Raw genomic sequence first — 25,514 nt, 5'->3', positions numbered from 1 at the left:
ATGACCGAACGCCTTGATGCAGCCCCAGCCGGCCTGTCCCGTGCCGCCGAGATTCTTCGCTCGGGCGGTCTGGTGGCGTTCGGCACCGAGACGGTTTACGGGCTTGGCGGCGATGCGACCGATCCGCTGGCGGTGGCGCGGATTTTCGCCGCGAAGAACCGTCCGCGGTTCAATCCGCTGATCAGTCATTTTGCCGATGCGGACAGCGCTTTTGAGCATGTTGTGGCGGATGACCGGGCGCGGGCGCTGGCGGCGCGGTTCTGGCCGGGGCCACTGACGCTGGTTCTGCCGCGCCGGGCGGATGGGCGGATCTGCGATCTGGCGGCGGCGGGGCTGACCACGGCGGCGGTGCGGGTTCCGGCGCAGGAGGCGGCGCTGGCGCTGCTCCGGGCGACGGGGCGGCCGGTTGCGGCGCCTTCGGCGAACCGGTCCGGGGCGGTGAGTCCGTCGGATGCGGATCATGTGCTGGACGGTCTGGACGGGCGGATCGCGGCGGTTCTGGATACCGGTCCGTGCCGGATCGGGGTGGAGAGCACGGTGCTGGATCTGTCGGGTCCGGATGCGGTGCTGCTGCGTCCGGGCGGGGTGACAACGGAGGAGATCGCGGCGGTTATCGGGTCTGTCGTCCGTCACAGTGCGGAGGGTGAGCCGGATGCGCCGGCCGGGCCGGGTATGCTGACCTCGCATTATGCGCCGGGGCTGCCGGTGCGTCTGGATGCGACGACTGTGGCGGCGGATGAGGCGTTGCTGGCGTTTGGCCCTGCCCTGCCGGGTGCGGGGCTGGTGTGGAATCTCAGTGAGTCGGGGCGGACGGATGAGGCGGCGGCGCGTCTTTTTGCCGGGCTTCGGGTTCTGGATCGTGAGGGGACGGCGCTGGGGCTGCGGGGCATCGCGGTGCAGCCGGTGCCGGACGGGGGGCTGGGGACGGCCATCCGGGACCGGCTTTCGCGCGCGGCGGCGCCGCGTCCCGGCGCACGGCGGGGTTCGGAAGAGGCCGGTTCGGGTGGCTCCGGTTCAGATGACGGGTCAGATTTTTCGGGCGGGCGGCAGGGTTCGTCCCATCTTCGGCGGAATGTTGCATGAGCGAGACTTTTGATCCGAAAGAGCTGAAGGTTCTTTCAGACATCCTTGCTCTGGTGCTGGAAGATCAGCCCGGACAGTCGGCCACCGCGCTGGAGGCGATCCGGTCGCGGGCGCGGCGCAACAACATCACGGGCGGCGCGCTGAAGAATCTGTTTACCGCGATCGCGCCCAATCCGCCGAAGCGGGCGGCGTCCTCGACGCGGAGCCGGGCATCGAAAACGGCGTCCGGAGATGTGCAGCAGGAGCGGGCGCGGGTTCGCGAGCTGACGGAGAGTGTGACGCGGCTGGATATGGAGCTGCGGACGGCGCGGGCGAACAATGCGCAGTTAAAGGCTGAACTGTTTCTGACCCAGCAGGCGCGGGCGGAGACGCAGAGTCAGCTTGTGGCGGTTCAGTCGACCAGTCATACGCGGTTCGGGCTGGTGGGGCTGGCGGTGATTGTCGGCTGTATTGCGGGTGTTGCCGGGACGGAGCTGTTTCATTCGCTGCGGCCGGCGCCGGTGCATACGCCGAACGCGGTTTATCTGCACTAGCGGCTGCCCGTGAAATCTTCCCGTCAGTTATGAAGACGTTTCTGGCGGAGCTTTTTGGAAAGCTTCAGGAAACGACGCCTTTTTGGAAAAAGGCGGCACCCAAAAACTTCTGTTTTTATCAGGGGCCTGGTCTGAGGGGGTCTTTGAGGCCGTCCGGGATGGGAATTAACGGGAATTGATCGGCGCGTGAGGCGTGGAGGGTGGCGTTCGCGCTGTTTGCGTGACAAACGGCGGGGATCGGGTGTGTTTTGCTCCGCTGTCCATGCGGGGCAGCGTGTTCCGGTTTTTTTCATGTCTGAGACGGATGCCATGACCAGCCCCTCCCCTGCCGCCCTTCCGGATACTCTGATCAGCGCGCTTGAGAAGATTCTCGGGCCGGGCGGGCTGCTGACGCAGGCGTCGGACATGGCGGGGTTTCTGACCGACTGGCGCGGGATGTTTCATGGCAGGGCGTGTGCCGTGGCGCGTCCGGCGAGCACGGAGGCCTGTGCGGAGACGGTGCGGCTGTGTGCGGCGCATGGGATTCCGGTGGTGCCGCAGGGTGGCAACACGAGCATGGTTGGCGGGGCGACGCCGGATGCGAGCGGCCGGGAGCTGGTGATTCTGACGAGCCGGATGAACCGGGTGCGTGAGATCGACCGGATCGACAATACGATGAGCATCGACGCCGGCGTGACGCTGAAAGCGGCGCAGGATGCGGCTTTCGATGCGGGGCTGATGCTGCCGCTGTCGATTTCGTCGGAGGGTTCGGCGGAGATTGGCGGCGTGCTGGCGACGAATGCGGGCGGCAACAACACGGTGCGGTATGGCAATGCGCGGGAGCTGGTTCTCGGGCTTGAGGCGGTGCTGCCGGACGGGCGGGTGCTGAACCTGATGCGGCGGCTGCGCAAGGACAATACGGGCTACGCGTTGCGGCAGCTTTTCATTGGCTCCGAGGGCACGCTTGCGATCATTACGGGTGCGATTCTGCAGTTGCAGCCGAAGCCGAAATCCATTGAGACGGCGCTGTGTGCCGTGGCTGATCCGAAAGCGGCGCTGGCGCTGTTCGCGGCGTTCCGCAATGCCGAGCCGAGTGCGATTCAGGCGTTCGAGTTCATGTCCGGGCCGAGCATGAAGCTCGTCAACACGCTGATTCCCGATGCGCCGCTGCCGCTGGCTGAGCCGTCTCCGGCCTATGTGCTGGTGGAGCTGGCCAGTCCGCGTGGTGGCGACACGCTGCGGGGGCTGATGGAGGAGGTGCTGGGCAAGGCTCTGGAGGACGGTCTGGTCAGCGACGCGGTGCTGGCGGAGAGCGAGGCACAGCGGCTGGCGTTCTGGAAGCTGCGTGAAGAGCATTCGGAAGCGCAGAAACGGGCCGGAACATCGGTGAAGAACGATGTGTCGGTGCCGCTTTCGGCGATTCCGGAGTTTATCGACCGGGCGACGGCGGCGTGTGAGAAACTGGTTCCGGGCATTCGGGTGGCGCCGTTCGGGCATATCGGTGACGGCAACATTCACTTCAATCTGGTGCAGCCTGAAGGGGCTGACGGCGCGGCGTTTCTCGCGCGCGATCATGAGATCATGGATGCGGTGACGGCGATTGTCCGTGATCTTGGCGGATCGTTTTCGGCTGAGCACGGGGTCGGGCAGCTCAAGGCGTATATGATGCCGGAATGGCGCGGCGGGGCTGAGCTGGATGTCATGCGGCGGATCAAGGCTGCGATCGATCCGCAGGGGATCATGAATCCTGGCAAGATGCTGCCTGACGCGGGCTGAGGCGGGGGATTCGGGAAATTCGGGCGGGTTTCGGGACGGACCGTGGGCAGGACAGGGTGTTCCGGAACTGACCGGGCGGGAGTGAGGAGCGTTTCTGCCGGTTCTGTGCGGGCGTTCTGAAACATCTTCAAATGACTGGCAGGATTTTCTGTTTTCGGAAGTCCTGTTACGCCGGGTCGGCCCGGTGAGGGGGTTCAGAGGCGTCCTTGTCCTGAAAAGACTTTCCCGGTCATTGGTGTTCTGACCTGCGGGATTGCCGGGGGGCGTCAGGGAGACGGGCCTCCGATGGCGGGGTGCCTGTTTCAGAGCCTGCTCGTGAAACTTCAGGTAAATTATAAAGAAGTTCTTGGTGAAGCTTTTTGAAAAAGGCGGCACCCGAAAACTTTTATTTTTTATCAGGGGCTTATCGTGATGTCTTCTTTGAATCTGGCTCAGGCGAACAGACAGCATCATCGGTCTGTTATGAAATTATTGTGCATTTAAGGCTTTTGAAACAGCGATTTATGTCTGTTGCGGGTGGCGCATTCCGCTCATATCGTTACCTGCTCAGTATCATTACCGGCATGAAAGTCGGCATGAAAGAAAGAGTTATGGTGCGTCAGGGCTTTTCGTCATGAAAGGGTCCGTGTCCGGTGGCGGCGTGGTCCGCGCGGAGCGTTTTGCCATTCGGATCGGATATGGGGATTTCTGTTACCATGCCGGTCTGAAGGGTGCCGGGGCGACCGGCGCGGGGCGGGTGGCATGACCGGTCCTGATCCGCGGCCTGGGCATCTTTCACCGATGATGACGCTGGTTTTCGCCGTGGTCTGCGGCGTGACGGTGGCCAATATCTATTACGCGCAGTCGCTTGCCGGGCCGATCGCGCGGGATCTTCGGGTGCCGCCGCAATGGGCGGGCGCGATCGTTACGCTGACGCAGCTCGGATATGGAGCGGGTCTGTTTTTTCTTGTGTCTCTGGGGGACATTATTGAAAACCGGCGTCTGACCCTGATGCTGACGGCCGGGCTGGTGCTGAGTCTGGCCGGTGTGCTGACGAGCACGTCGCCAGGCGTTTTTCTGCTGTCCTCCTTTGCCGTTGGCGTGTGCTCCGTCGGGTCTCAGGTGCTGGTGCCGCTTGCGACCTGGCTGTCGCCGCCGGCGATGCGCGGGCGGGTGATCGGCAACATCATGGGCGGGCTGATTACGGGGATCATGCTGGCGCGTCCGCTTGCGAGCTTTCTGGCAGGGCATTTCGGCTGGCGGGCGGTGTTTGCGGTTTCTGACGGGCTGATGATCGCGACATTCGCGTTGCTGTGGCGGGTTCTGCCGGTGCGGCATCCGCATCCGCGAATGGGGTACGGGCCCCTGCTTGTCTCGACGTTGCGACTTCTGGTGGTGTCGCGCACCCTGCGACGGCGGATGACGTATCAGGGTGTGCTGTTCGGTGTGTTCAACATGTTCTGGACGGGTGTTCCGCTGATGCTGCACGACCGGTTCGGACTGAGTCAGCAGGCCATCGCGGCCTTTGCTCTGGCTGGCGCGGGCGGGGCGTTGTCGGCGCCTTTTGCGGGGCGGCTCGCGGATCGGGGGCACACGCGTCTGGTGACGGGGATGGCGATGTGCGTTGCGATGCTGTCCTGGGCGGTGTCGGGATGGGCGGCTTCCGCCGGGGCGATGGGTGTTCTGGTGATCGCCGCGATTACGCTGGACACGGCGGTGCAGGCGAATCAGGTCGTCAGTCAGCGGGTTGTCTACAGTCTCAGCGACGATGCGCGCGGGCGGCTGAACGCGGCCTATATGACTGTGATATTCATGGGGGGCGCGGCGGGATCGACTCTTGGCGCCTGGACGTATTTTCACGGCGGCTGGGGGCTGACGAGCCTGACCGGAGCCGGCCTGGTTCTTGTGAGTCTGCTTCTTTACATGACGGAGCTGCGATCGTCCGGCATGGAACAGCCGAAGCGGATCTGACGGGCTGCCAGTGGCGGGCTGCCAGTAGTGGGCCGACTGTGGCGGCCTGGCTGCGGCGGGGCGGGTTTTGGAAGAGGGCTGACGGGGTCGCGCCGGGAACGGAGCGTGGCCGGTTCGGGAGCGACGCCGCATGGACGCTTTCCCTGTGCCTCTGTTATACCGCCTGACCACACGGCCCCCGCCCGTGGCGCGGGCGCAGGCAGCAGAGATCGGTACAGGCATGACGGACAGCACGAGAACGAACAGTCTGCGAAACGGACCGGACGCATCGGGTCATTTCGGGGACGGGCTTGGCGGGCGGTTTGTCGCCGAGACGCTGATGCCGCTGATCCTGGAGCTGGAAGCGGCTTACGAAGCGGCGAAAGCGGACCCGGCGTTTCACAAAGAGCTGGCGTTTTATCTGAAGGATTATGTCGGGCGCCCTTCCCCGCTGTGGTTTGCGCGGCGTCTGACGGAGCATTGCGGTGGCGCGAAGCTCTACATGAAGCGCGAGGAGCTGAACCACACCGGCTCGCACAAGCTGAACAACGTGATGGGGCAGATCCTGCTGGCGCGCCGGATGGGGCGGAAGCGGATCGTGGCGGAGACCGGCGCGGGGCAGCATGGCGTGGCGACGGCGACGGTGTGTGCGCTGTTCGGGATGCAGTGCGTGATCTACATGGGCGCGACCGATGTGGTGCGGCAGCAGCCGAATGTGTTCCGGATGAAGCTGCTGGGCGCCGAGGTGATTCCGGTGACGGCGGGCGCGGGCACGCTGAAGGATGCGATGAACGAGGCGATGCGGGACTGGGTGGCGAATGTTCACGACACCTATTTTCTGGTCGGGACGGTGGCGGGGCCGCATCCCTATCCTGCGATGGTGCGCGATTTTCAGAGCGTGATCGGCGATGAGACGAAAGCGCAGATGCGGGAGAAGGAAGGGCGTCTGCCGGATGTGATTGTCGCGGCGATTGGCGGCGGTTCCAATGCGATGGGGATTTTCCATCCGTTTCTCGATGATCCTTCGGTTCGGCTGATTGGTGTCGAGGCGGCCGGGCATGGGCTGGACAGCGGCAAAACGGCGGCCTCGATCGAGCGCGGGTCGCGGGGTGTGCTGCATGGCAACCGGACCTATCTGCTGCAGGATGAGAACGGGCAGATCGACGAGGCGCATTCGATCAGCGCGGGGCTGGATTATCCGGGGGTCGGGCCGGAACATTCCTGGCTGCATGAGATCGGCCGGGCGGAGTATGTCGGTGCGACGGATGATGAGGCGCTGGAGGCGTTTCAGCTCTGCACGCGGACGGAGGGCATTATCCCCGCGCTGGAATCCGCTCATGCCATTGCGTACGCGACGAAGATCGCGCCGGCGCTGAGTCCGGAGACGCTGCTGGTCATCAATATTTCCGGTCGGGGTGACAAGGACATCAACACGGTTGCCGATCATCTGGGAGTGACGTTGTGAGCCGCATTGCACGCCGTTTTGCGGCACTGAAGGAAGCCGGGCGCGGGGCGCTGATTCCGTATCTTGAGGCCTGCGATCCGGATTTCGAGACCTCGCTTGAGCTGTTTCGGGCGATGCCGGAAGCGGGAGCGGATCTGATTGAGATCGGCATGCCGTTTTCGGACCCCTCGGCGGACGGGCCGGTCATTCAGCAGGCGGCGCGTCGCGGACTGAAGGCGGGGGCGACGCTGCCGCGTCTGTTTGAGATGGTGCGGGCGTTTCGCAAGAATGATTCCGATACGCCGGTGATTCTGATGGGGTATCTCAATCCCATCGAGGTCTACGGGATGCTGCGGTTTTGCGAGGATGCGTCGCGGGCCGGGATCGACGGGCTGATTATTGTCGATATGCCACCGGAGGAAGGCAGCGTGATGCGCGCCTGCGCGGCGGAGAACGGGCTGGACATTATCCGTCTGGTTGCGCCGACGACGGATGACGAGCGACTGAAGCTGGTGCTGAGCCATGCCTCCGGGTTTGTTTATTATGTGAGTATCACGGGGATTACCGGCACGCGTTCGGCGAGCGTCGCTGATCTTGAGGCGGCTCTGCCCCGGCTGCGGGCGGCGACGGAACTGCCGGTTGCGATTGGCTTTGGCATTCGCACACCGGAGCAGGCGGCTGAGGCGTCACGGATTGCGGACGGGGCTGTGGTGGCGTCGGCGCTGCTGGCGACGCTGGCCGGGACGCTGGATGCGGAGGGGCACGCGACGGCGGAGACGGTGCCGGCGGTGCTGGCGCAGTTGCGGGGGCTGGCGAAGGCGGTTCGGCAGGGGGGCTGAGACGGACCTGGTGCCGGGACCCTGTTTTGGCGTTTATGTGTTTTGCGAATGCAGGCGGGGGTAGCTTTTCGGGGCTTTGCCCCGAGCCCCACAAAGGGACGCAGTCCCTTTGATCCCGATTTGTTAAATTAAAGAAATGAAGGGCGGAGCCCTGCTTTGTCTCCTGCTGGCAAATACATAAATGCCTTTGTTTTCGATGAGACGGGAAGCAGAGAGTCTGCGTTTGTTTTAAGTATTGCCGGAACATCCTGAGATGCCTCCGTCATCGGCAGCCTTGGGAAGTCGATGAAGATCGGAGCACGGCTTACCGGATTACGGACGATCAGGCCGTCAGGTCCGTAAAGAAGGCGGGCAGTTGCTGGCCGGATTCGAGTGTCTGGTTGATCAGGTCACAGGCGCTCAGGGCTTCGGAGACCGTCACGTCCATATCGAGATAACGATAGGTTCCGAGACGGCCGAGAAACGAGACGCCGGCTGTGGCGCGGGCCATGGAGAGGTACTCACCGAGCATTTTCTTCTCGTCGACGAGCCGGATCGGATAGTACGGAATATCGTTCCGGCCTGAAAGACGGCTGAATTCTTTAAAACAGACGGTTCTGCCGGATGTTATGTTTTCCCATGGCGCGAAATGTCTGTGCTCGGAGATGCGTGTCCAGGGCGTTGTCTCGTCGCAGTAATTCATGACTGCCGTGCCCTGGTAATCGCCCTCCCCTTCGAATCGTTCGAAATCCAGCGTCCGGTATCCGAGTCTTCCGTTGCGGAACCCGAAGAAGCGGTCGAGCGGGCCAGTATAGAAGACGTGAGCGAAAGGTTCTTCGATATCCTCGAAACGGGCTCCCAGGCGGATTTCAAGACCGGGGACGGACAGGATATTCCGGATGACCGCCGTGTAGCCGGCCTCGGGGATGCCCTGCCAGGGGTGGGTGAAATAATTGTCGTCGTAGCTGAAGCGGACGGGGAGCCTTTTCAGGATCGAGGCCGGGAGTTCGGCGGGCTCGATGCCCCATTGCTTGCGGGTGTAGCCGTAAAAGAAAGCCCGGTAGAGATCGGGACCGATCATGGACAGGGCCTGTTCCTCGAAATTACGGGGTTCCGTAATCGTGCGGTCGGCTTTTCCGGCGATGAACCGGCGGGCTTCGGCGGGTCCCATGGTGGTGCCGAAGAACTGGTTGATCGTGAGAAGACTGATCGGGAGCGTGTAGATTTTTCCCTGTGAGACCGCTTTCACGCGATTGATGTAGGGATGGAATGTTCCGAAGCGTCTGACGTAATCCCAGGCGCGGCGATCGGCCGTGTGGAAAATATGTGGTCCGTAGCGGTGGACCATGACGCCGGTGGACGCATCGCGCTCAGTGTGACAGTTGCCGCCCGGATGGGCGCGTTCGTCGATCAGGAGGACCTGGCGACCTTTTTCAGCGAGATGGCGTGCGACGATGGCGCCGCTGAACCCTCCCCCGACAACGCAGTATCTCATAATGGCCCCGCACCGGATTGACGTGTTCCGGTCTGGTTACGGGGTCAGTGTGAATTTTTTGCTTATAGGGTTTGTGAGGGTGATGGCGGGGCTGGTCAGATCGCGACGTCGGATCTTGCTTTGGAACGTCTTCCGGGCGCGGAGGCGAATTTCGGGCGCCATTCGCTTGCGACCACGCCGGCGATGATGAAGGCGCCGCCGAGCAGGGCCAGCGAGGGCAGGCTGTCGCCGGCGAGGCGGCCGACGATGCCGCCCCAGACCGGTTCGCCGGCGTAGATGATCGTTGCCCGGGTCGGGGAGACGACTTTCTGTGCCCAGTTCATGGTGAGCTGGATGATGACGCTCGCGACGCCGAGACCGATGGCGCAGGCTGCCCAGACGGGGGTGCAGGATGGCACTGCCTCGCCGGTGAGCGGCATGAACAGCAGGGAGAACAGGCCGGCGCAGAGCAGCTGCACGACGGTGACGCGGCGACTGTCGACCTGGGTTGCGAAACGGCCGATCAGGATGATTTCGGCGGCCATTGCGACCGTGCCGAGCAGGGTTGCGATCTCGCCCCGGCCCGGGCCTATGTGATGGGCGCCGGGTCCGGCGAGCAGCATGAGTCCCATGAAGGCGAGGCCGATTCCGCCCCAGGTCATGACATGCGGGGCTTTGCGGAGCACGAACCACTGCATCAGCGGGACGATGGGCACGTAGAGCGCGGTCAGGAAGGCTGACTGGCTGCTGGTGATGGTCTGCAGCCCGTAGCTCTGGAGGCCGCAGCCGAGGCAGATCGACAGGCCGATCGCGGCGCCGGCGATCAGTTCGCGCCGGGTGACGTCGCGCATAGTCTTCAGGAACAGCGCGAGAGTGATGGCGCCGGCCGTGAGAAAACGGACGCCCACAAAGAACAGAGGTCCGCTATACTGCATCCCTGTCTGCGTGATGAGAAACGACGCTCCCCACAGCATGGTGATGCCCACCAGTGCCATTTCCTGGCGGGTCGGTCTGAAGCCGTACTGCTTGCGATCAGGGGATGTGTGCAACATAATGCGCGGTATATATGAGCACTATAATGCACAATCAACCCCAGGGAGAGGGTGTTCTCTCTCATCTTGGCTGGAATCTGCGGCGTCTTCGCAAAGATGCGGGCATGAGTCAGGACGCGCTCGCGAAAGCGTCGGGGCTGAGTCGCCGTACGATTGTCAGTCTCGAAGGGGGCGACACCAATATCAGCCTTGCCAGCCTGGACCGGCTGGCGGAGGCGCTGGGCACGAATTTCGTGCAGATGGTTTCCGATCCGCAGGCGGAACCGCGCCGGATCAGGGCGCTGGCCTGGCGAGGCAGGGTGGCAGGGAGCGAGGGCGTGCTGCTGGGCAGCGTAGCGGCCCGTCGTGAAGCGCAGCTCTGGTTATGGTCGCTGGGGCCGGGTGATTCCTATCATGCCGAGCCCGATCCGCCGGGATGGCAGGAGATGACTTATGTGACCGAAGGGACGCTTCGCATCGATCTGGGGCCGGAGACGCTGACGGTTGCCGCCGGGGATTTCGCGATTTACAGCAGCGCGCAGGCTTACAGCTACGTCAATATCGGCGAGGATCTGGTCCGGTTCGTGCGGACCACGGTGGAATGACCGGTCTGACTGCTGATATTAATTTTCCGCCATCAGGAACCGGTGCGACGCAGTCCGGTTATTACGCAAAAAAGGCTGCTGTCCTGCGGGACGGCAGCCTTTTTTGTACTGGTTTTCTCGTATCTTCTGTCTCGTATTTGCTGGCAGGCCGGGCATGATGCCCGGCCTGCCAGCATCATCGTCCTGATGCGGCGCCTACGCCGATCAGCACGAACACGAACAGAATGATGCAGATGGCGATGGCGATGAAGAACAGGATCTTCGCCATTCCCGCCGCCGCGCTGGAGATGCCGCCAAAGCCGAACAGACCTGCGATGATCGAGATCACCAGGAAAAATAAAGCGAGCTTGAGCATCGCATCCTCCCGTTAAGATGGCGAAATGCCGTCGCTTTTATAAACAGATTGCCGGGGCGCGGGTTGCACCGCGCGCCGGGTCCGGGCGGATTATTTCCTGTACCGGATCGACAGCGAAATACGCGACGGCTCTGTTCAGCGTCGGGCGAAGGCCGCGCCGGTGACAAATCCGGCCAGGGCGGCGACGCCGAGCGCGACGAGCGGAATGTCGGCTGTGATGTCCCGGACGATGTCGAGACCGTCGGCGACGCAGTCACTGCAGCGCACCCAGGACGAGGGGCCGGATGAGGCGGCGCTGTAACCGGACTCGTCCTGCAGCCGGCCTACGCCCTCCTCAAGGGTGTAAGCTTTTTTGTCGTCTGCGGTGTCTGCCATGACGGTCTCCTCTGGTGATGTCCGGTTCGGTTTCTGATGCTGAATTCTGGTTCTGATTTCCGGCGGCACTGTGTGTCGAATGCGGTGGCCGGGTCAACGCCTGGCCTGTGTGACGGGCGCTGCGTTGCTGGCGGATGGCTGGCAGGCCGCTCAGATTTCCGCCGACTGCCAGTAAGCGGCGCCGCCGGGATCGGGTTCGCCGGCGATGAGGGCGCGGAGTCGGTCGGCGAGAGCCCGCATGGCCGTTGAGGATGGATCGCGCGGGCGTGGTCCGACAGGAAGATCGCCGCGGACCGATGCCGGTTTGCCGGCCAGCACGACGATTCTGTCCGCGAGAAGAATCGCCTCGTCGATGTCATGCGTTACGAACAGCACGGTCTTGCGGGTTTTCTCCCGGATCGTCAGCAGTTCGGCTTGCAGACCGGCGCGGGTGATGGCGTCCAGCGCGCCGAACGGTTCGTCCATGAGCAGGAGGTCGGGATTGACGGTCAGGGCGCGGGCGACGCCGACGCGCTGTCGCTGGCCGCCTGAGAGCTGACGTGGCCAGCGGCTCGCTTCGGCTGAGAGTCCGACGAGACGGAGGCTTTCTTCGGCGCGGGCGTGGCGGTCATTGCGGCTCAGGCCGAGACCTTCCAGGCCGAGTTCGACATTCCGCCGCACGCTGCGCCACGGCATGAGCCGCGCGTCCTGAAACACGAGCGCGGTGCGGCGTGATCCGACCTGCTGCGCCGATGGTGAGGGCGCCAGCGTGACCTGACCTTCGGTGGGTGGGATCAGGCCCATGACGACGCGGAGAAGCGTCGATTTCCCGACGCCGGACGGGCCGAGGACGGCGACGAATTCGCCGGTTCGGATCGTCAGATCGACGTGACGGAAGATGAAGTGTTTTCCGTCATGGGAGAGGCCCGTGTTTTCGAGCCTGACCAGAGATGTCATAGGATTCAGCCCTGCCAGCGCAACAGACGGTCACGCAGGAAGCCGAAGAGAAAATCGGTCAGTGCGTAAAGTGCTGCCATGGTGATCATGTAAACCACGACGATATCGGTCGCGAGCAGGCTGGAAGCCTGCATCATCCGGGCGCCGATACCGGGGACGCCGAAGAGTTCCGCCGCTACGACGGACATCCAGCCCTGCCCGAGTCCGGCGCGGAATCCCGAGAGCAGACCGGGGCAGGATGCGGGAAGAATCACGTAGCGCATGCGGGCCAGAACGCCGCCATGACCGAAGGCGGCGGCGACTTCGTAAAGTTCCGGGTCGACAGATTTTACGGCGCCCCAGGCGGCGTAGAAATTGATCCAGAAGACCGAGATGGCGATCACGAAGGTGGCACCGGCATTGTTCAGGCCGAACCAGAGAATTGCGAAGGGGACCCAGGCGAGGCCGGGGATCGGGCGCAGAAGACGGACGATTCCACTGGTGAGCGCGTCGGCCAGCGGTGCGGCGCCGCAGACGAGTCCGAGCGCGGCGCCGAGAACCGAACCGATAGCGAGACCGGCGCAGTAATGACCGAGACTGTCGCGGACGGCCTGCTGCCAGTAGCCGCCGCTCAGTTCGCTCTGCCAGGCGGGCCAGAGTTCGGAGGGGGCGGGAAGCAGGCCGGGCGGTACGACGCGATACTGCACGCAGGCCTGCCAGACGGCGAGAAGAGCGACGAGCCCGGCGATGCTCAGGGCCGCGCGCGTCCCGGTTCCCGGGCGCAGGACGATCATGATATCGAAATTTCCGGCGGCTTATGGCGCGGCCTGATGCCAGGTCTGGAGATCGAACAGCGTAGCGACCGGAACCGCCTTGCGCAGGAGACCCTGCGACACCTCGAAATCCTGGAGAGTTCCGACGCTCGCAGTGATGCGGCCGGGATCGGCGACGAAATCGGCCGCCGAGGCCCGGAGAGCGCTTTCGATCAGTGCGGGCTTCATCAGTCCGCCGCCGAGAGCCGTGGCGACGTACGGCGCGGCTTCATCGGGATGGGCGGAGACGAGGGCCGTGGCTTTGACAAACAGGGCGGTCAGTTTTCCTTTCCACGCGGCGCGGTCGGGATCGTCCGGGCGCAGGACGGCGAAGACGGAGCCGGGCTGATCGGGCATCAGATCGTGGCCGGTGGCCAGAATACGCGCTTCGGGCACGCGGGCGCGGATGATCGTCAGGGCGGGTTCCCGCAGGATCGCGGCGTCGACCGCACCGGCGAGGAAAGCCTGCTGGGCGGCGTCGATGTCGATTCCGACGATGTCGATGGAGTCCGGCGCCACACCGGCTTCTTCTTTCAGCCAGTATCGCAGCACCGTGTCGGGCACCGAGCCCTGCGGCTGTGCAGCGATTTTCGGCTTCCGGCCGGTGGCTGTGGCGAAATGCGACAGGCGCTCCGTCAGGGCGTCCCGCGTCAGATTGCCGGGCTTTGCGGGGTCCAAGCCTGCGGCGAGAGGGCCACGGGCCACGACGGAAAGTTCTTCGATGGCACCGGTCGCGAGGACTTTCACGTCCACACCATGACCGCGGGCCTGAAGGAGAGGCAATACGCCGGCGACGTAGGCGTCGATGCGTCCCGCCACCAGGGCCTGGATAGCCTGAGGACCGGAGGTAAAGCGCACGAGCTCCAGGTCAAGCCCGGCGTCCTTTGCCCAGCCTTTGCCGTCGATGACGAACAGGGCGGACGATCCGAGAACCGGGATATAACCGACCCGCACCGGGGTTGCCGCGAGGGCGGCTCCTGTTCCGGTCAGGAAAGCAAGGCAGGCTGCGGCGATAACGCGCAGGACGGACGTGCGGAAAAATCTTTTCTTCATCAGCGACGAGTCCTGCGCTTATTACCACGAAACATGAACGTAATAATAAGCCGTTTAGTCGGGATACACAATATCGGCCGTCAGTTTGATAATTTTACATTCTGCAAACAGTGAGGTGTTTATGTATTCGCAAACGCCAGACAAAAAAAGCCGGCCATGAAGGCCGGCTTTTTCTCTTCCGCTGAGCTACACTCAGGCGGCGAGGTCGTCCTGGGTCTCGTGCACCGGACGCGGGCCGCTGTCCTGGCCCTTTGCGGACACGTCCCGGTCGATCAGCTCGATGACGGCCATGTCAGCGGCATCGCCATAGCGGACGCCGGCTTTCAGGACACGGGCGTAACCGCCGGTGCGTGTCTTGTAACGCTCGGCGACGACTGAGAACAGCTTGCTGACGACGGCATCGTCACGCAGCTGTGCATAAGCCTGACGACGGGCGTGCAGATCGCCGCGCTTGCCAAGCGAGATCAGCTTCTCGACGACCGGACGAAGTTCTTTCGCTTTCGGCAGGGTTGTCGTGATCTGCTCGTGCTTGATCAGGGCGACGGCCATGTTGCGGAACATCGCCGCGCGATGGGTGGAGGTTACGCCGAGCTTCCGACCGGCAACACCGTGACGCATTGTTAAGTCTCCTTGTTGCGGATCAGAAGGGCTCGTCGAGCCGCTTCGCCAGATCCTCGATATTCTCCGGCGGCCATGCCGGAACATTCATGCCAAGCGAAAGCCCCATGGTGGTCAGGACTTCCTTGATTTCGTTCAGCGACTTCCGGCCGAAATTCGGCGTGCGCAGCATTTCCTGCTCAGTCTTCTGAACGAGATCACCGATATAGATGATGTTGTCGTTCTTCAGGCAGTTCGCGGAACGCACCGAAAGCTCCAGCTCGTCCACTTTCCGCAGCAGATTGCGGTTGAACGGCAGATCGTCTTCCGGCTCGGCCGGAACGACCGGACGCGGCTCATCGAAGTTGATGAACAGCTGCAGCTGATCCTGAAGAATACGGGCAGCCAGAGCGACCGCGTCTTCGGGCGTGACGGAACCGTTGGTCTCGACCGTGAGCAGCAGGCGGTCGTAATCGGTGACCTGTCCGACGCGGGTCGGCTCGACCTTGTAGGACACACGCTTGACCGGCGAGTAGATCGCATCGATGGGGATGAGCCCGATCGGCGCGTCTTCCGGACGGTTGGCGGCGGCGGGGACGTAGCCCTTACCGATATTGACCGTGAATTCCATGCCGAGCTTCACGCCGTCATCAAGCGTGCAGATTACCAGGTCCGGGTTCATGATCTCGATGCCATGTCCGGTCTGGATCTGGCCTGCGCGGACCTCGCCCGGTCCGGTGGCCGTCAGCATCATACGCTTCGGGCCTTCGCCGTGCATGTTCAGCGCGAGCTGCTTGATGTTCAGCACGATGTCGGTGACGTCCTCGCGCACACCCGGCACGGAGGAGAATTCGTGCAGCACACCGTCGATCTGGATCGCGGTGATGGCTGCGCCCTGCAGGGAAGACAGCAGGATACGACGCAGCGCGTTACCGAGCGTCAAGCCAAAGCCGCGCTCAAGCGGCTCCGCGACCACCGTCGCGACATGCGACGGGACGGTTCCGGGCTCGACTTCCAGCTTTTCCGGCTTGATCAGGGATTGCCAGTTTTTCTGGAGCACCAAGGTGTCGGCCTTTCAAAAAGGGACGCCGTAAAAACGGCGGACAGCCCCGGTGCATGACCGGGGCAGGTTCATTTCACGTCTCATCAGCGATGCGGGCGGCTGACCATTCATTCGCCGCCGCCCGAACCGGGATCAGACGCGGCGACGCTTCCGGGGGCGGCAGCCGTTGTGCGGCACCGGGGTGAGGTCGCGGATTGAGGCGATCTGGAAACCGACGGCCTGCAGGGCGCGCAGAGCGCTCTCACGCCCCGACCCCGGACCGGAGACTTCGATGTCCAGCGTTTCCATACCATGCTCACGTGCCTTGCGGCCCGCATCCTCGGCAGCGACCTGCGCTGCGTAAGGGGTGGATTTACGTGAGCCCTTGAAACCCTGAGCACCGGCCGACGACCAGGCGATGGCGTTGCCCTGTGCATCAGAGATGGTGATCATGGTGTTGTTGAACGTGGACAGCACATGCGCCACGCCCGAAATAATGTTCTTGCGCTCTTTCTTCCGGATACGCGGAGTGGCGGCCTTGCCCATATCTGATAGCCCTGTTCTTTAACTGCTCCGACAGAATGATATCTGCCAGAACGCCCCGGCGGATACCGTCCGGGACGTGAAGAATTCCAATATTGCCCGCCAGGCGGGCAACAGCTCAGCGTGTGACTTTCTTCTTACCCGCGATCGCCACGGCCTTACCCTTGCGGGTGCGGGCATTCGTGTGCGTGCGCTGACCGTGAACCGGCAGGCCGCGACGGTGACGGAGACCGCGGTAGCAGCCGAGGTCCATCAGACGCTTGATGTTCATCGCGGTCTCACGGCGGAGGTCGCCCTCGACGCGATAACCATTATCGATGGTCTCGCGGAGTTTCGCGATCTCGTCGTCGCTGAGTTCGTTCACCCGCTTGGCGTCGGGAAGGTCGAGGGCTTTGCAGATCTGCTTCGCCTTCGTCTCACCGATTCCGTAGATATACTGAAGTCCGATTACGACCCGCTTGTTGGTCGGGATATTAACGCCGGCAATACGCGCCACGCTGCACACTCCTGGTATCCGCCCGGCTGCGCGCCCGAGCGTTCATATAAAGAATCTTTGCCTCTGCAGAGCCGCAGAAGCGGCCGCACGGTCCAGAGCGCGCGCAATAGACCGACCGGCCTCCGAGAGTCAATGAAAACTGATCACTTTTGCGTGATCTGTTCGACTTCCTGCATGATGGTATCGATCTGAGAGCTCACGTCCTCAATCGGTGCCATTCCGTCGATGAACGCCACTTTCACCTTTTTCTCGTAATAAGGCAGAAGCGGCATGGTTTCCTTGCGGTAGGACGCGAGGCGCGAGGCCACCGTTTCCCGGTTGTCGTCGGCGCGGCGCACGAAGTCATGCGAGCCGCACACGTCACAGGTGTCAGGCACCTTCGTGGGCTTCGACACATCATTATAACTTGCGCCGCATTTCGCGCAGGAGAAGCGTCCGGCGATTCGATCCGCCAGCGCGTCTTCATCGACCTGCAGGACGAGCACCACATCGATCTGGCTTTTCAGCCGCGCCAGAACTTCGTCGAGCGCCTCGGCCTGGCCGACCGTGCGCGGGAAGCCGTCGAGAATGAAGCCTTTCGCGCAGTCCGGCTGCTGAATACGCTTTTCAAGCATGCTGACGATCATGGAATCCGGCACGAGCCTGCCGGCGTCCATCAGCGTTTTCGCCTCCTGCCCGATTTCCGAGCCGGCTTTCACCTCGGCGCGAAGCATATCGCCCGTGGAGATCTGGGCGATGCCGTACCGGGCTTCGAGACGTTTGGACTGGGTGCCCTTTCCCGCGCCCGGCGGGCCCAGAAAGATGATGTTCATTTCCGAATGATCCTTCGATTCATTCCGCCGCGCCGGCTGCGCTGGATGAGACCCTGATACTGATGAGCGACGAGGTGTGACTGGATCTGCGTGACCGTATCGATCGTGACCGACACGATGATGATCAGACTCGTGCCGCCAAAATAGAACGGCACATTATACCGGCTGATCAGAATCTGCGGCAGCAGACAGACCACTACCAGATACAACGCACCGATCGTCGTCAGTCGCGTCAGAATCCGGTCAAAATACGCGGAGGTCGCAGCACCCGGCTTGATACCGGGAATAAAGCCGCTCTGCTTGCGCAGGTTGTCCGCGGTTTCATCCGGGTTGAAGGTTACCGCGGCGTAGAAATACGAGAAAAAGATGATCATCGCCGCATACATCAGCATGTAGAGCGGCTGCCCCTGGCCGAGCTGCTGTCCCAGGAAGGAGAGCCAGCCGGGCATTCCCTTCCCGGCCATGAAGCCGGAGATCGTGACGGGGATCAGCAGCACCGATGAGGCGAAGATCGGAGGGATGACGCCCGCCGTGTTCACTTTCAGCGGCATATGCGTCGACTCGCCGCCGAACATGCGGTTGCCCATCTGCCGTTTCGGATACTGGATGACCACGCGGCGCTGGGCCTGTTCCATGAACACGATAAAGGTGATCGTGATTGCGGCCAGCACGAGGAAGATCAGCACGAAGATCGGCGAGAGTGCGCCGGTGTAGCCGAGCTGGAACAGGGTTTCGAGCGCATGTGGCAGGTTGGCGACGATACCGGCGAAGATGATCAGGGAGATGCCGTTTCCGACACCACGGGACGTGATCTGCTCACCCAGCCACATCAGGAACATCGTGCCACCCACGAGGGTGAACACGCAGGAGACGAGGAAGAACATGCCGGGATTCACGACGGCCGAACCGGCGTCCGAACTCATCCGCTCCAGCCCGACGGCGATTCCGTAGGCCTGGAAGAAGGCGATTGCGACGGTCAGATAGCGCGTGTACTGATTCAGGCGCTTCCGTCCCTGCTCCCCTTCTTTCTTGAGCGCCTCAAGCGAGGGAAGTGCTGTCGACATCAGCTGAACGATGATCGATGCCGAAATGTAAGGCATGATGTTCAGGGCGAAAACGGTCATGCGTCCGAGCGCGCCGCCCGAGAACATGTCGAACATGCCGAGGATGCCGCCCTGGTGCTTTGCGAGCAGCTGCCCCATCACCGTCGCGTCGATGCCGGGCACGGGGATGTATGTTCCCAGCCGGTAGACGATCAGGGCGCCAAGCGTAAACCAGATCCGTTTTTTGAGCTCGGTCGCCTTGTTGAACGAGCTGAGATTGAAACTGGCTGCAAGCTGTTCAGCCGCCGAGGCCATACGCCTGTCCTTTCACGAAAAACAGCGCCGCCGCAAAGCGGGACGCTGTTATGGCAGACGCCGGGGTCTGCAAAGCCACAGGGGAAACCGGACCGGTGCTTACCACCCCGGTCCGCTCCCGGATGTCACGACGACGCAGCTTCGGCTGTCTGCTTCGGCGCGACCGTGGTCTTCACCGAGCCACCGGCCTTTTCAACAGCGGCGATCGCGGAGGCGGAGGCCCCGGCAACCTCGACATTGATCGCGCGGGAGATCTCGCCACGCGCCAGAAGGCGGATACCTGCCACCTTGCCCGTGCCGACGAGACCCGCCTTGCGAAGAGATTCCTCGTTCACCACAGCGGAGCCGTCGAGCTTGCCGTCGGCGATCGCCTTGTCGACGGCGCCGAGGTTAACCGGCGCGTAGACCTTGCGGAAGATGTTCTTGAAGCCACGCTTCGGCATACGCCGGTAGAGCGGCAGCTGACCACCTTCGAAGCCGTTCAGGGACACGCCTTCACGTGCCTTCTGACCCTTGACACCCTTACCGGATGTTTTGCCCTTGCCGGAGCCGATACCGCGGCCGAGGCGCTTCTTGCGATAACGGGAACCCTCGTTATCGCGCAGTTCGTTCAGGTTCATTTCAATCCTCCACCCTGATCAGGTGGGCTACTTTCCGCAGCATGCCACGCACGGACGGCGTGTCCTGCAGTTCACGCGTACGGCCGATCTTGTTGAGACCGAGACCGATCAGCGTAGCCTGCTGGCCCGGCTTGCGTCCGTTACCGGACGCAATCTGGGTGACGCGGACTGTTGTCTTTGCCTCAGACATCAGCACCCTCCGCTGCATGCTCGCGCTTGCCCAGAATGTCGGCAACCTTCTTACCACGGCGGCTGGCCACGGAACGGGGGCTTGCGCAACGCTCAAGAGCAGCAAACGTGGCTTTCACCATGTTATGCGGGTTACGGGTTCCGAGCGACTTGGCAACGACGTCGTTGATGCCAAGACTTTCGAACACCGCGCGCATCGGGCCGCCTGCGATGATACCCGTTCCGGCGTCAGCCGAACGCAGGACCACTTTACCGGCGCCGAAATGTCCGGCGACGTCGTGGTGAAGGGTGCGACCCTCCTTCATCGGGACGCGGATCATGCCGCGTTTAGCGCGCTCGGTTGCCTTGCGGATCGCTTCCGGCACTTCACGGGCCTTACCCGCTCCGTAGCCGACGCGGCCTTTCTGGTCACCGACCACGACCAGAGCAGCAAAAGCGAAACGACGTCCGCCCTTCACCACTTTCGCCACACGGTTGATCGTGACGAGTTTGTCGATCAGATCGTCGCCCTCGCGGTCGCGATCACGCTCACGGCCTCTGCCGCCTTCTCTCGGTTCACGTGCCATTACGTGACCTCCCTCAGAACGAGAGACCGCCCTCGCGGGCAGCCTCCGCCAGCGCACGGACGCGCCCATGATACAGATAAGCGCCGCGGTCGAAGACGACCTGCTTCACGCCGGCGGCGACCGCGCGTTCCGCGATCAGCTTTCCGACGGTGGATGCGGCGTCGCGATTCGTGCCCTTCGTGCCCTGAGACCGGAATCCCTGCTCGAGCGATGACGCGGCTGCCAGCGTACGGCCGCCGGCGTCGTCGATCACCTGAGCATAGATGTTCTTGCCTGAGCGGAACACCGACAGGCGCGGACGCCCGCCGGCCTTGCGGCGGAGCTGGAACCGGAGGCGCTTGCTCCGCCGGTCCCGCAATTCCTGTTGCGTGCTCATTACTTCTTCTTGCCTTCCTTACGACGAATGGTCTCGGTCTCGTAACGGACACCCTTACCTTTGTAAGGCTCAGGCTTACGGAAACTCCGGATATCCAGGGCGACCTGACCAACCCGCTGCTTGTCGATCCCCTCGACGACGACGGCGGTCGGACGCGGCGTGGTGATCTTGATTCCCTGTGGGATCGGATAGACCACGTCGTGCGAATAACCGAGGTTCATGACTAGGTTCGAGCCCTGAACCGCAGCACGGTAACCCGTTCCGGTGATTTCCAGCGTCTTCGAATAGCCTTCGGAGACACCCTTCACCATGGAGGCGACCAGAGCGCGGGTCGTGCCCCACATCATCCGGGCCTGAGCAACGGCACCGAGCGGCTTAACCGAGACCTTACCGTCATCGATTGTCGTCTCGACATGCGAGGACAGCGGCAGCTTCAGCTCTCCGAGCTTTCCTTTCGCCGTGAGGATACCGTCGACGATCGAAACCGTAACGCCGGACGGAACCTCAACGGGATATTTGCCTACGCGCGACATTTATCCCTCCTCAGAAGACGCGGCAGAGCACTTCGCCGCCAACATTGGCAGCGCGCGCTTCTGCGTCGGAAAGGACGCCACGGGGCGTGGACAGGATGGAGACACCCAGCCCGGCATAAACCCGCGGCAGTTCCTTGATCTTCGAATAGACACGACGGCCGGGACGGGAAACACGATGGATTTCCTTAATGACCGGATCGCCATCCGTGTATTTCAGCTCGATGCGGATCTGGGAGATACCCTTGCGGATCTCTTCCACCGCGAAGCCACGGATGTAGCCTTCCCGCTTTAGCGCCTCGAGCACGCTGGCACGCAGTTTGGATGCCGGAGCAACACAGGCGGCATGACGCGCGCGCTGAGCGTTCCGGATACGGGTGAGCATATCACCCAATGGATCAGAAAGTGACATCGCCCGCCCTTACCAGCTTGCCTTCACGACACCGGGGATATGGCCGTTGGAGGCCAGATCGCGGAGCGCGATACGACAGAGTCTGAACTTACGGTAGTTACCGCGCGAACGGCCGGTGAGCTCGCAGCGCAGGCGCACGCGAACGCGCGAACCATTACGCGGCAGCTCCGCCAGCTTCAGGGACGCGTCAAACCGATCTTCCATCGGCAGCGAGCGATCCATCACGATGTTTTTGAGCGCCATACGCTTCGCTTTGTCGCGCTGCGCCATCCGGGCGCGCTTAGCGTTGCGATTGACGGCGGAAATCTTGGCCATGCCTGATTTACCCTCCGGAACCTGCCGGACCATTCCAGCGGTTTTCCAAAACCTTCAGCTTCGCACCCGGTTCTGCACCAGGATCGTGAAGCATAACAATACCCTGCAGCGTCTTTGTCGCCGCAGGGAACGAACAGTAGCGGAACGATTACCCGACGAAGGGCAGATCGAACGCCTTCAGCAGCGCCTTCGCTTCGGCATCTGTCTTCGCGGTCGTCACGAAGATGATGTCCATACCACGAACCTGGTCGACCTTGTCATATTCGATCTCAGGGAAGATGATCTGTTCCTTGAGACCCATGGCAAAGTTGCCGCGTCCGTCGAAGCCCTTGTTCGCCGGCAGACCGCGGAAGTCGCGAATACGCGGCATCGCGATGGTCACCAGACGATCGAGGAACTCGAACATACGGGCCTTGCGCAACGTGACCTTACAACCGATCGGCAGACCTTCGCGGATCTTGAAGCCGGCGATGGCTTTTTTCGCGACCGTCTTAACCGGACGCTGACCGGCGATGAGCATCATGTCGTTCAGCGCGGCGTCCAGTTTCTTCTGGTCACCGGCGGCTTCACCCACACCCATGTTGAGAACGATCTTCTCAAGGCGGGGGATTTCCATGACATTCTTATAACCGAACTGCTCGCGGAGCTGTCCGGTGAGTTCCGTCCGGTAGCGCTGCTGGAGGCGAGGCAGAACACCTGCGTTTGTGTTATCCGACATTGTCTGCCCCTCAGCCTTCAATCACTTCGCCCGTGGCTTTCGCCACACGGACTTTGCGACCATCATCGAGCACGCGGAAACCGACCTTCGTCGGCTTGTCGCTCTTCGGATCGATGAGCGCGAGATTGGACAGATGGACCGGCGCTTCACGCGCGATGATCCCGCCTTCCTCGCCCATACGCGTCGGCTTTTTGTGCCGCTTCGCGATGGCCACGCCGCGAACGACCGCTTTGTTAGCAGTCGGATTCACGGAAAGAACCTCACCGCGCGTTCCCTTTGAGGAACCCGTGGTGACGACGACGGTGTCGCCTTTTTTGATGCGCGCGGCCATTACAGCACCTCCGGCGCCAGCGAGATGATCTTCATGAACTTGCGCGCACGCAGTTCGCGGACCACCGGGCCAAAGATACGGGTGCCGATCGGCTCCTGCTGCTTGTTGATCAGAACTGCAGCATTCCGGTCGAAACGGATCGCACTGCCGTCGGCACGACGCACCGAGTAAGAGGTGCGAACGATGACGGCCTGATGGACGTCACCTTTCTTCACCTTTCCACGGGGAATCGCTTCCTTAACGGAAACGACGATCACGTCGCCGACCGAGGCGGACTTCCGCTTGGAGCCGCCCAGCACCTTAATGCACTGCACCTGACGGGCGCCGGAATTGTCGGCGACCTCAAGGTTGGTCTCGGGATGGATCATTTACCTTATACCCCTGTTACGCAACAGCGCCGGACGGAGCTGCGGCCACGGCTTCACCGTTGCGCGCAATGACCGTCCAGGTCTTGCGTTTAGAGATCGGCGTGCATTCCTCAATGCGCACCGCGTCTCCAATCCTGCACTGATTCTGTTCATCATGCGCCGCATACTTCTTTGAGCGACGAATGAACTTCTTATAGAGCGGGTGCATAACACGACGATCGACAAGGACGGTGACCGTCTTGTCCATCTTGTCGCTCGTTACGCGTCCGCTCAGAATGCGCTTCGGCATTAACGGCTCCCTCAGGCTTTCGCGGCAGAGGCGCCGGCCCCTGCTGCATTCTTCTTCGCGGCTTCAGCCACGATCGTCTTGATGCGGGCGATATCGCGACGCACAACGCGAACCCGCGACACACCTTCATTCTGACCGGTCGCCTGCTGGAACCGAAGATTGAACTGCTCGCGCTTCAGATCGAGAAGAAGCGCCTGCAGCTCATCAACGGATTTCGCACGCAGATCAGCCGGCTTTGTTGCCTTGCTCATCTTACGCCTCTCCGATTCGGGTCACGAATTTCGTCTTGATCGGAAGCTTCGCGGCGCCGAGAGCCAGCGCTTCACGCGCGACTTCCGGCGGAACGCCTTCGATCTCGAACAGGATACGACCCGGTTTCACACGGGCCACCCAGTATTCCGGAGATCCCTTGCCGGAGCCCATACGCACTTCGGCGGGCTTTGTCGAGACCGGAAGATCCGGAAAGATACGAATCCACACGCGACCGGCACGTTTCATCGCACGTGTGATGGCGCGACGGGAGGCTTCGATCTGGCGCGCCGTGATGCGCTCCGGCTGGAGCGCCTTCAGGCCGAACGTACCGAAGTTCAGCTGAGTGGCGCTTTTTGCCAGACCGTGAATGCGGCCCTTATGAGCCTTGCGGAATTTAGTCCGCTTCGGAGAAAGCATTGTTCTCTATCCCTCAGCGCTGCGGCGCCTGCTCGGCAGCGCGGCGATCCTGAGCCAGCGGATCGTGCGCCAGGATCTCACCCTTGAAGATCCAGACTTTCACGCCGCACGTCCCGTAGGTCGTCTTCGCCGTTGCAGTTCCATAATCGATATCGGCGCGGAGCGTGTGCAGCGGCACACGGCCTTCACGATACCATTCGATACGGGCGATTTCAGCGCCGCCCAGACGGCCGGAGCAGTTGATCCGGATGCCCTGTGCGCCGAGACGCATCGCGGACTGAACCGCGCGCTTCATCGCACGGCGGAACGCCACGCGACGCTCGAGCTGCTGAGCGATGTTCTCGGCAACCAGGGTCGCGTCGATTTCCGGCTTGCGGATCTCGACGATGTTCAGCGACACCTCGACGCCGGCCATCTTCGTCAGCTCCTTGCGGAGCGCGTCGATGTCCTGGCCCTTCTTGCCGATCACCACGCCCGGACGCGCCGCGTAGATGGTGATGCGCGGCTTCTTGGCCGGGCGCTCGATCACAACGCGGGACACGCCTGCGCCGGACAGCTTGCGACGCAGGAACGCGCGCAGCTTCAGATCATCATGCAGCAGACGGGAATAATCCGCGCCGGCGTACCAGCGGCTGTCCCATGTGCGGTTGATGCCGAGCCGAAGCCCGATCGGGTTGACTTTATGTCCCATCGTCAGGCCGCCTTCTCTTCCGTCTTTGCCTCAGGCTCCGGTGTCCGCTCGGCGACGACGATCTTCAGGTGGCTGAAGAACTTCTCGACACGAGCGGAACGGCCGCGGCCACGTGCATGGAAACGCCGCATAACGATAGACTTGCCAACGTCAGCGGTCTTGACCACCAGCTGATCGACATCGAGCTGGTGATTGTTTTCCGCGTTTGCGATCGCGCTTTCCAGCGTCTTCTTAACCTGCTGGGCAATGCGACGCTTCGAGAACGTCAGCGTCGCCACGGCCTGTGACGCGGGTTTGTTGCGGATCAGACCAGCCACGAGAGCCAGCTTGCGCGGGCTGATGCGGATGTTCCGCGTGATCGCCTGCGCTTCGGTCTCAGCCAGTGTGCGGGGATGCTTCGGTTTGCTCAT

The 25,514-nt window shown here is 62.5% G+C and carries 37 protein-coding genes; 9 read left to right on the top strand and 28 right to left on the bottom strand.

The features are described from left to right. From GOB93_RS02780 to trpA, 8 genes are all read left to right on the top strand, one after another. On the top strand, positions 1 to 1,083 hold the full coding sequence (locus GOB93_RS02780) for an L-threonylcarbamoyladenylate synthase (RefSeq protein WP_173581983.1): 1,083 nt from the start codon (positions 1 to 3) through the stop codon (positions 1,081 to 1,083). Beyond that, positions 1,080 to 1,616, top strand: a complete 537-nt coding sequence (locus GOB93_RS02775; RefSeq protein WP_173581982.1) for a hypothetical protein — start codon at positions 1,080 to 1,082, stop codon at positions 1,614 to 1,616. Before GOB93_RS02780 ends, GOB93_RS02775 begins: the two co-directional genes overlap by 4 nt. 309 nt (positions 1,617 to 1,925) lie before the next feature. Then, positions 1,926 to 3,371 (top strand): FAD-binding oxidoreductase, encoded by a 1,446-nt coding sequence (locus tag GOB93_RS02770; protein WP_173581981.1) that lies wholly within the window; start codon positions 1,926 to 1,928, stop codon positions 3,369 to 3,371. Positions 3,372 to 3,730: 359 nt separating this feature from the next. After that, positions 3,731 to 3,988, top strand: a complete 258-nt coding sequence (locus tag GOB93_RS02765; protein ID WP_173581980.1) for a hypothetical protein — start codon at positions 3,731 to 3,733, stop codon at positions 3,986 to 3,988. Further along, entirely contained in the window at positions 3,985 to 4,116 is a 132-nt protein-coding gene (locus tag GOB93_RS21915) for a hypothetical protein (protein WP_277877198.1), read from the top strand. Before GOB93_RS02765 ends, GOB93_RS21915 begins: the two co-directional genes overlap by 4 nt. 35 nt (positions 4,117 to 4,151) lie before the next feature. Further along, a complete protein-coding gene (locus tag GOB93_RS02760) occupies positions 4,152 to 5,321 on the top strand; it encodes an MFS transporter (protein ID WP_242010480.1) in 1,170 nt (389 codons plus the stop codon). Between the two features lie 220 nt (positions 5,322 to 5,541). Beyond that, positions 5,542 to 6,765 carry a tryptophan synthase subunit beta gene (gene trpB / locus GOB93_RS02755; protein ID WP_173582020.1) on the top strand — a complete coding sequence of 408 codons (1,224 nt, stop codon included), beginning with the start codon at positions 5,542 to 5,544 and terminating at the stop codon, positions 6,763 to 6,765. After that, entirely contained in the window at positions 6,762 to 7,583 is an 822-nt protein-coding gene (gene trpA, locus GOB93_RS02750) for a tryptophan synthase subunit alpha (protein ID WP_173581978.1), read from the top strand. The genes trpB and trpA overlap by 4 nt, the downstream gene beginning before the upstream one ends. A 322-nt stretch (positions 7,584 to 7,905) precedes the next feature. On the opposite strand, the gene GOB93_RS02745 is transcribed toward trpA, so the two are convergent. Continuing rightward, positions 7,906 to 9,057, bottom strand: a complete 1,152-nt coding sequence (locus GOB93_RS02745; RefSeq protein WP_173581977.1) for a UDP-galactopyranose/dTDP-fucopyranose mutase family protein — start codon at positions 9,055 to 9,057, stop codon at positions 7,906 to 7,908. 95 nt (positions 9,058 to 9,152) lie between these two features. Next, positions 9,153 to 10,031, bottom strand: a complete 879-nt coding sequence (locus tag GOB93_RS02740; protein ID WP_242010498.1) for a DMT family transporter — start codon at positions 10,029 to 10,031, stop codon at positions 9,153 to 9,155. A gap of 83 nt (positions 10,032 to 10,114) precedes the next feature. Here GOB93_RS02740 and GOB93_RS02735 point away from each other — a divergent pair, with 83 nt between their 5' ends. After that, complete coding sequence (locus tag GOB93_RS02735; protein ID WP_198912660.1) at positions 10,115 to 10,672, top strand: helix-turn-helix domain-containing protein; 558 nt, start codon at positions 10,115 to 10,117, stop codon at positions 10,670 to 10,672. Positions 10,673 to 10,847: 175 nt separating this feature from the next. Here the strand turns inward: GOB93_RS02735 and GOB93_RS02730 are convergent, their stop codons facing one another. The 26 genes from GOB93_RS02730 to rplV all read right to left on the bottom strand — a co-directional run bounded on the left by GOB93_RS02730 (position 10,848) and on the right by rplV (position 25,514). Continuing rightward, the gene (locus GOB93_RS02730; protein WP_173581974.1) at positions 10,848 to 11,027 is read right to left on the bottom strand and encodes a DUF1328 domain-containing protein; all 180 of its coding nucleotides are present in this window, start codon (positions 11,025 to 11,027) and stop codon (positions 10,848 to 10,850) included. Between the two features lie 135 nt (positions 11,028 to 11,162). Then, positions 11,163 to 11,402, bottom strand: coding sequence for a hypothetical protein (locus tag GOB93_RS02725; RefSeq protein ID WP_173581973.1), 240 nt, complete (start codon positions 11,400 to 11,402; stop codon positions 11,163 to 11,165). A gap of 150 nt (positions 11,403 to 11,552) precedes the next feature. Further along, the gene (locus tag GOB93_RS02720) at positions 11,553 to 12,338 is read right to left on the bottom strand and encodes an ABC transporter ATP-binding protein (RefSeq protein ID WP_173581972.1); all 786 of its coding nucleotides are present in this window, start codon (positions 12,336 to 12,338) and stop codon (positions 11,553 to 11,555) included. 5 nt (positions 12,339 to 12,343) lie between these two features. After that, on the bottom strand, positions 12,344 to 13,111 hold the full coding sequence (locus GOB93_RS02715) for an ABC transporter permease (protein ID WP_173581971.1): 768 nt from the start codon (positions 13,109 to 13,111) through the stop codon (positions 12,344 to 12,346). A gap of 21 nt (positions 13,112 to 13,132) precedes the next feature. After that, positions 13,133 to 14,182 (bottom strand): ABC transporter substrate-binding protein, encoded by a 1,050-nt coding sequence (locus tag GOB93_RS02710; protein ID WP_173581970.1) that lies wholly within the window; start codon positions 14,180 to 14,182, stop codon positions 13,133 to 13,135. Between the two features lie 192 nt (positions 14,183 to 14,374). Further along, complete coding sequence (gene rplQ, locus GOB93_RS02705; RefSeq protein ID WP_173581969.1) at positions 14,375 to 14,800, bottom strand: 50S ribosomal protein L17; 426 nt, start codon at positions 14,798 to 14,800, stop codon at positions 14,375 to 14,377. Between the two features lie 22 nt (positions 14,801 to 14,822). After that, a complete protein-coding gene (locus tag GOB93_RS02700; protein WP_173581968.1) occupies positions 14,823 to 15,842 on the bottom strand; it encodes a DNA-directed RNA polymerase subunit alpha in 1,020 nt (339 codons plus the stop codon). A 132-nt stretch (positions 15,843 to 15,974) separates the two neighbouring features. Beyond that, positions 15,975 to 16,367 (bottom strand): 30S ribosomal protein S11, encoded by a 393-nt coding sequence (rpsK, locus tag GOB93_RS02695; protein WP_173577791.1) that lies wholly within the window; start codon positions 16,365 to 16,367, stop codon positions 15,975 to 15,977. Positions 16,368 to 16,482: 115 nt separating this feature from the next. Further along, a complete protein-coding gene (gene rpsM, locus GOB93_RS02690; protein ID WP_146885085.1) occupies positions 16,483 to 16,860 on the bottom strand; it encodes a 30S ribosomal protein S13 in 378 nt (125 codons plus the stop codon). A 143-nt stretch (positions 16,861 to 17,003) separates the two neighbouring features. Further along, positions 17,004 to 17,672, bottom strand: a complete 669-nt coding sequence (locus GOB93_RS02685; RefSeq protein WP_173581967.1) for an adenylate kinase — start codon at positions 17,670 to 17,672, stop codon at positions 17,004 to 17,006. After that, on the bottom strand, positions 17,669 to 19,030 hold the full coding sequence (secY, locus tag GOB93_RS02680) for a preprotein translocase subunit SecY (RefSeq protein ID WP_173581966.1): 1,362 nt from the start codon (positions 19,028 to 19,030) through the stop codon (positions 17,669 to 17,671). Before secY ends, GOB93_RS02685 begins: the two co-directional genes overlap by 4 nt. A 125-nt stretch (positions 19,031 to 19,155) precedes the next feature. Next, positions 19,156 to 19,650, bottom strand: coding sequence for a 50S ribosomal protein L15 (gene rplO / locus GOB93_RS02675; protein ID WP_173581965.1), 495 nt, complete (start codon positions 19,648 to 19,650; stop codon positions 19,156 to 19,158). 1 nt (position 19,651) lies between these two features. Next, complete coding sequence (gene rpmD / locus GOB93_RS02670) at positions 19,652 to 19,840, bottom strand: 50S ribosomal protein L30 (RefSeq protein WP_173581964.1); 189 nt, start codon at positions 19,838 to 19,840, stop codon at positions 19,652 to 19,654. Next, positions 19,833 to 20,405, bottom strand: coding sequence for a 30S ribosomal protein S5 (gene rpsE / locus GOB93_RS02665; protein WP_173581963.1), 573 nt, complete (start codon positions 20,403 to 20,405; stop codon positions 19,833 to 19,835). The genes rpmD and rpsE overlap by 8 nt, the downstream gene beginning before the upstream one ends. Positions 20,406 to 20,418: 13 nt before the next feature. Next, the gene (rplR, locus tag GOB93_RS02660) at positions 20,419 to 20,781 is read right to left on the bottom strand and encodes a 50S ribosomal protein L18 (RefSeq protein WP_173581962.1); all 363 of its coding nucleotides are present in this window, start codon (positions 20,779 to 20,781) and stop codon (positions 20,419 to 20,421) included. Beyond that, entirely contained in the window at positions 20,781 to 21,314 is a 534-nt protein-coding gene (gene rplF, locus GOB93_RS02655; RefSeq protein WP_173581961.1) for a 50S ribosomal protein L6, read from the bottom strand. The genes rplR and rplF overlap by 1 nt, the downstream gene beginning before the upstream one ends. 10 nt (positions 21,315 to 21,324) lie before the next feature. After that, positions 21,325 to 21,723 carry a 30S ribosomal protein S8 gene (gene rpsH / locus GOB93_RS02650; RefSeq protein ID WP_173581960.1) on the bottom strand — a complete coding sequence of 133 codons (399 nt, stop codon included), beginning with the start codon at positions 21,721 to 21,723 and terminating at the stop codon, positions 21,325 to 21,327. Positions 21,724 to 21,732: 9 nt separating this feature from the next. After that, positions 21,733 to 22,038: a 30S ribosomal protein S14 gene (gene rpsN, locus GOB93_RS02645; protein WP_173581959.1), complete on the bottom strand. Its 306-nt coding sequence runs from the start codon at positions 22,036 to 22,038 to the stop codon at positions 21,733 to 21,735. Positions 22,039 to 22,186: 148 nt separating this feature from the next. After that, positions 22,187 to 22,756: a 50S ribosomal protein L5 gene (gene rplE, locus GOB93_RS02640; RefSeq protein ID WP_173581958.1), complete on the bottom strand. Its 570-nt coding sequence runs from the start codon at positions 22,754 to 22,756 to the stop codon at positions 22,187 to 22,189. Between the two features lie 10 nt (positions 22,757 to 22,766). Continuing rightward, positions 22,767 to 23,087, bottom strand: coding sequence for a 50S ribosomal protein L24 (rplX, locus tag GOB93_RS02635; RefSeq protein ID WP_173581957.1), 321 nt, complete (start codon positions 23,085 to 23,087; stop codon positions 22,767 to 22,769). Then, a complete protein-coding gene (gene rplN / locus GOB93_RS02630; protein ID WP_173581956.1) occupies positions 23,087 to 23,455 on the bottom strand; it encodes a 50S ribosomal protein L14 in 369 nt (122 codons plus the stop codon). Before rplN ends, rplX begins: the two co-directional genes overlap by 1 nt. A gap of 16 nt (positions 23,456 to 23,471) precedes the next feature. Continuing rightward, entirely contained in the window at positions 23,472 to 23,744 is a 273-nt protein-coding gene (gene rpsQ, locus GOB93_RS02625) for a 30S ribosomal protein S17 (RefSeq protein WP_173581955.1), read from the bottom strand. An 11-nt stretch (positions 23,745 to 23,755) separates the two neighbouring features. Continuing rightward, positions 23,756 to 23,995: a 50S ribosomal protein L29 gene (gene rpmC / locus GOB93_RS02620; protein WP_173581954.1), complete on the bottom strand. Its 240-nt coding sequence runs from the start codon at positions 23,993 to 23,995 to the stop codon at positions 23,756 to 23,758. A 1-nt stretch (position 23,996) separates the two neighbouring features. Further along, complete coding sequence (gene rplP / locus GOB93_RS02615) at positions 23,997 to 24,413, bottom strand: 50S ribosomal protein L16 (protein ID WP_173581953.1); 417 nt, start codon at positions 24,411 to 24,413, stop codon at positions 23,997 to 23,999. 13 nt (positions 24,414 to 24,426) lie between these two features. Then, on the bottom strand, positions 24,427 to 25,104 hold the full coding sequence (gene rpsC, locus GOB93_RS02610) for a 30S ribosomal protein S3 (RefSeq protein WP_173581952.1): 678 nt from the start codon (positions 25,102 to 25,104) through the stop codon (positions 24,427 to 24,429). Between the two features lie 2 nt (positions 25,105 to 25,106). Next, the gene (rplV, locus tag GOB93_RS02605; RefSeq protein WP_173581951.1) at positions 25,107 to 25,514 is read right to left on the bottom strand and encodes a 50S ribosomal protein L22; all 408 of its coding nucleotides are present in this window, start codon (positions 25,512 to 25,514) and stop codon (positions 25,107 to 25,109) included.

Source organism: Acetobacter musti, from assembly GCF_011516835.1.
GTDB lineage: Bacteria > Pseudomonadota > Alphaproteobacteria > Acetobacterales > Acetobacteraceae > Acetobacter > Acetobacter musti.
This window is presented reverse-complemented; position numbering and strand designations above follow the sequence as displayed.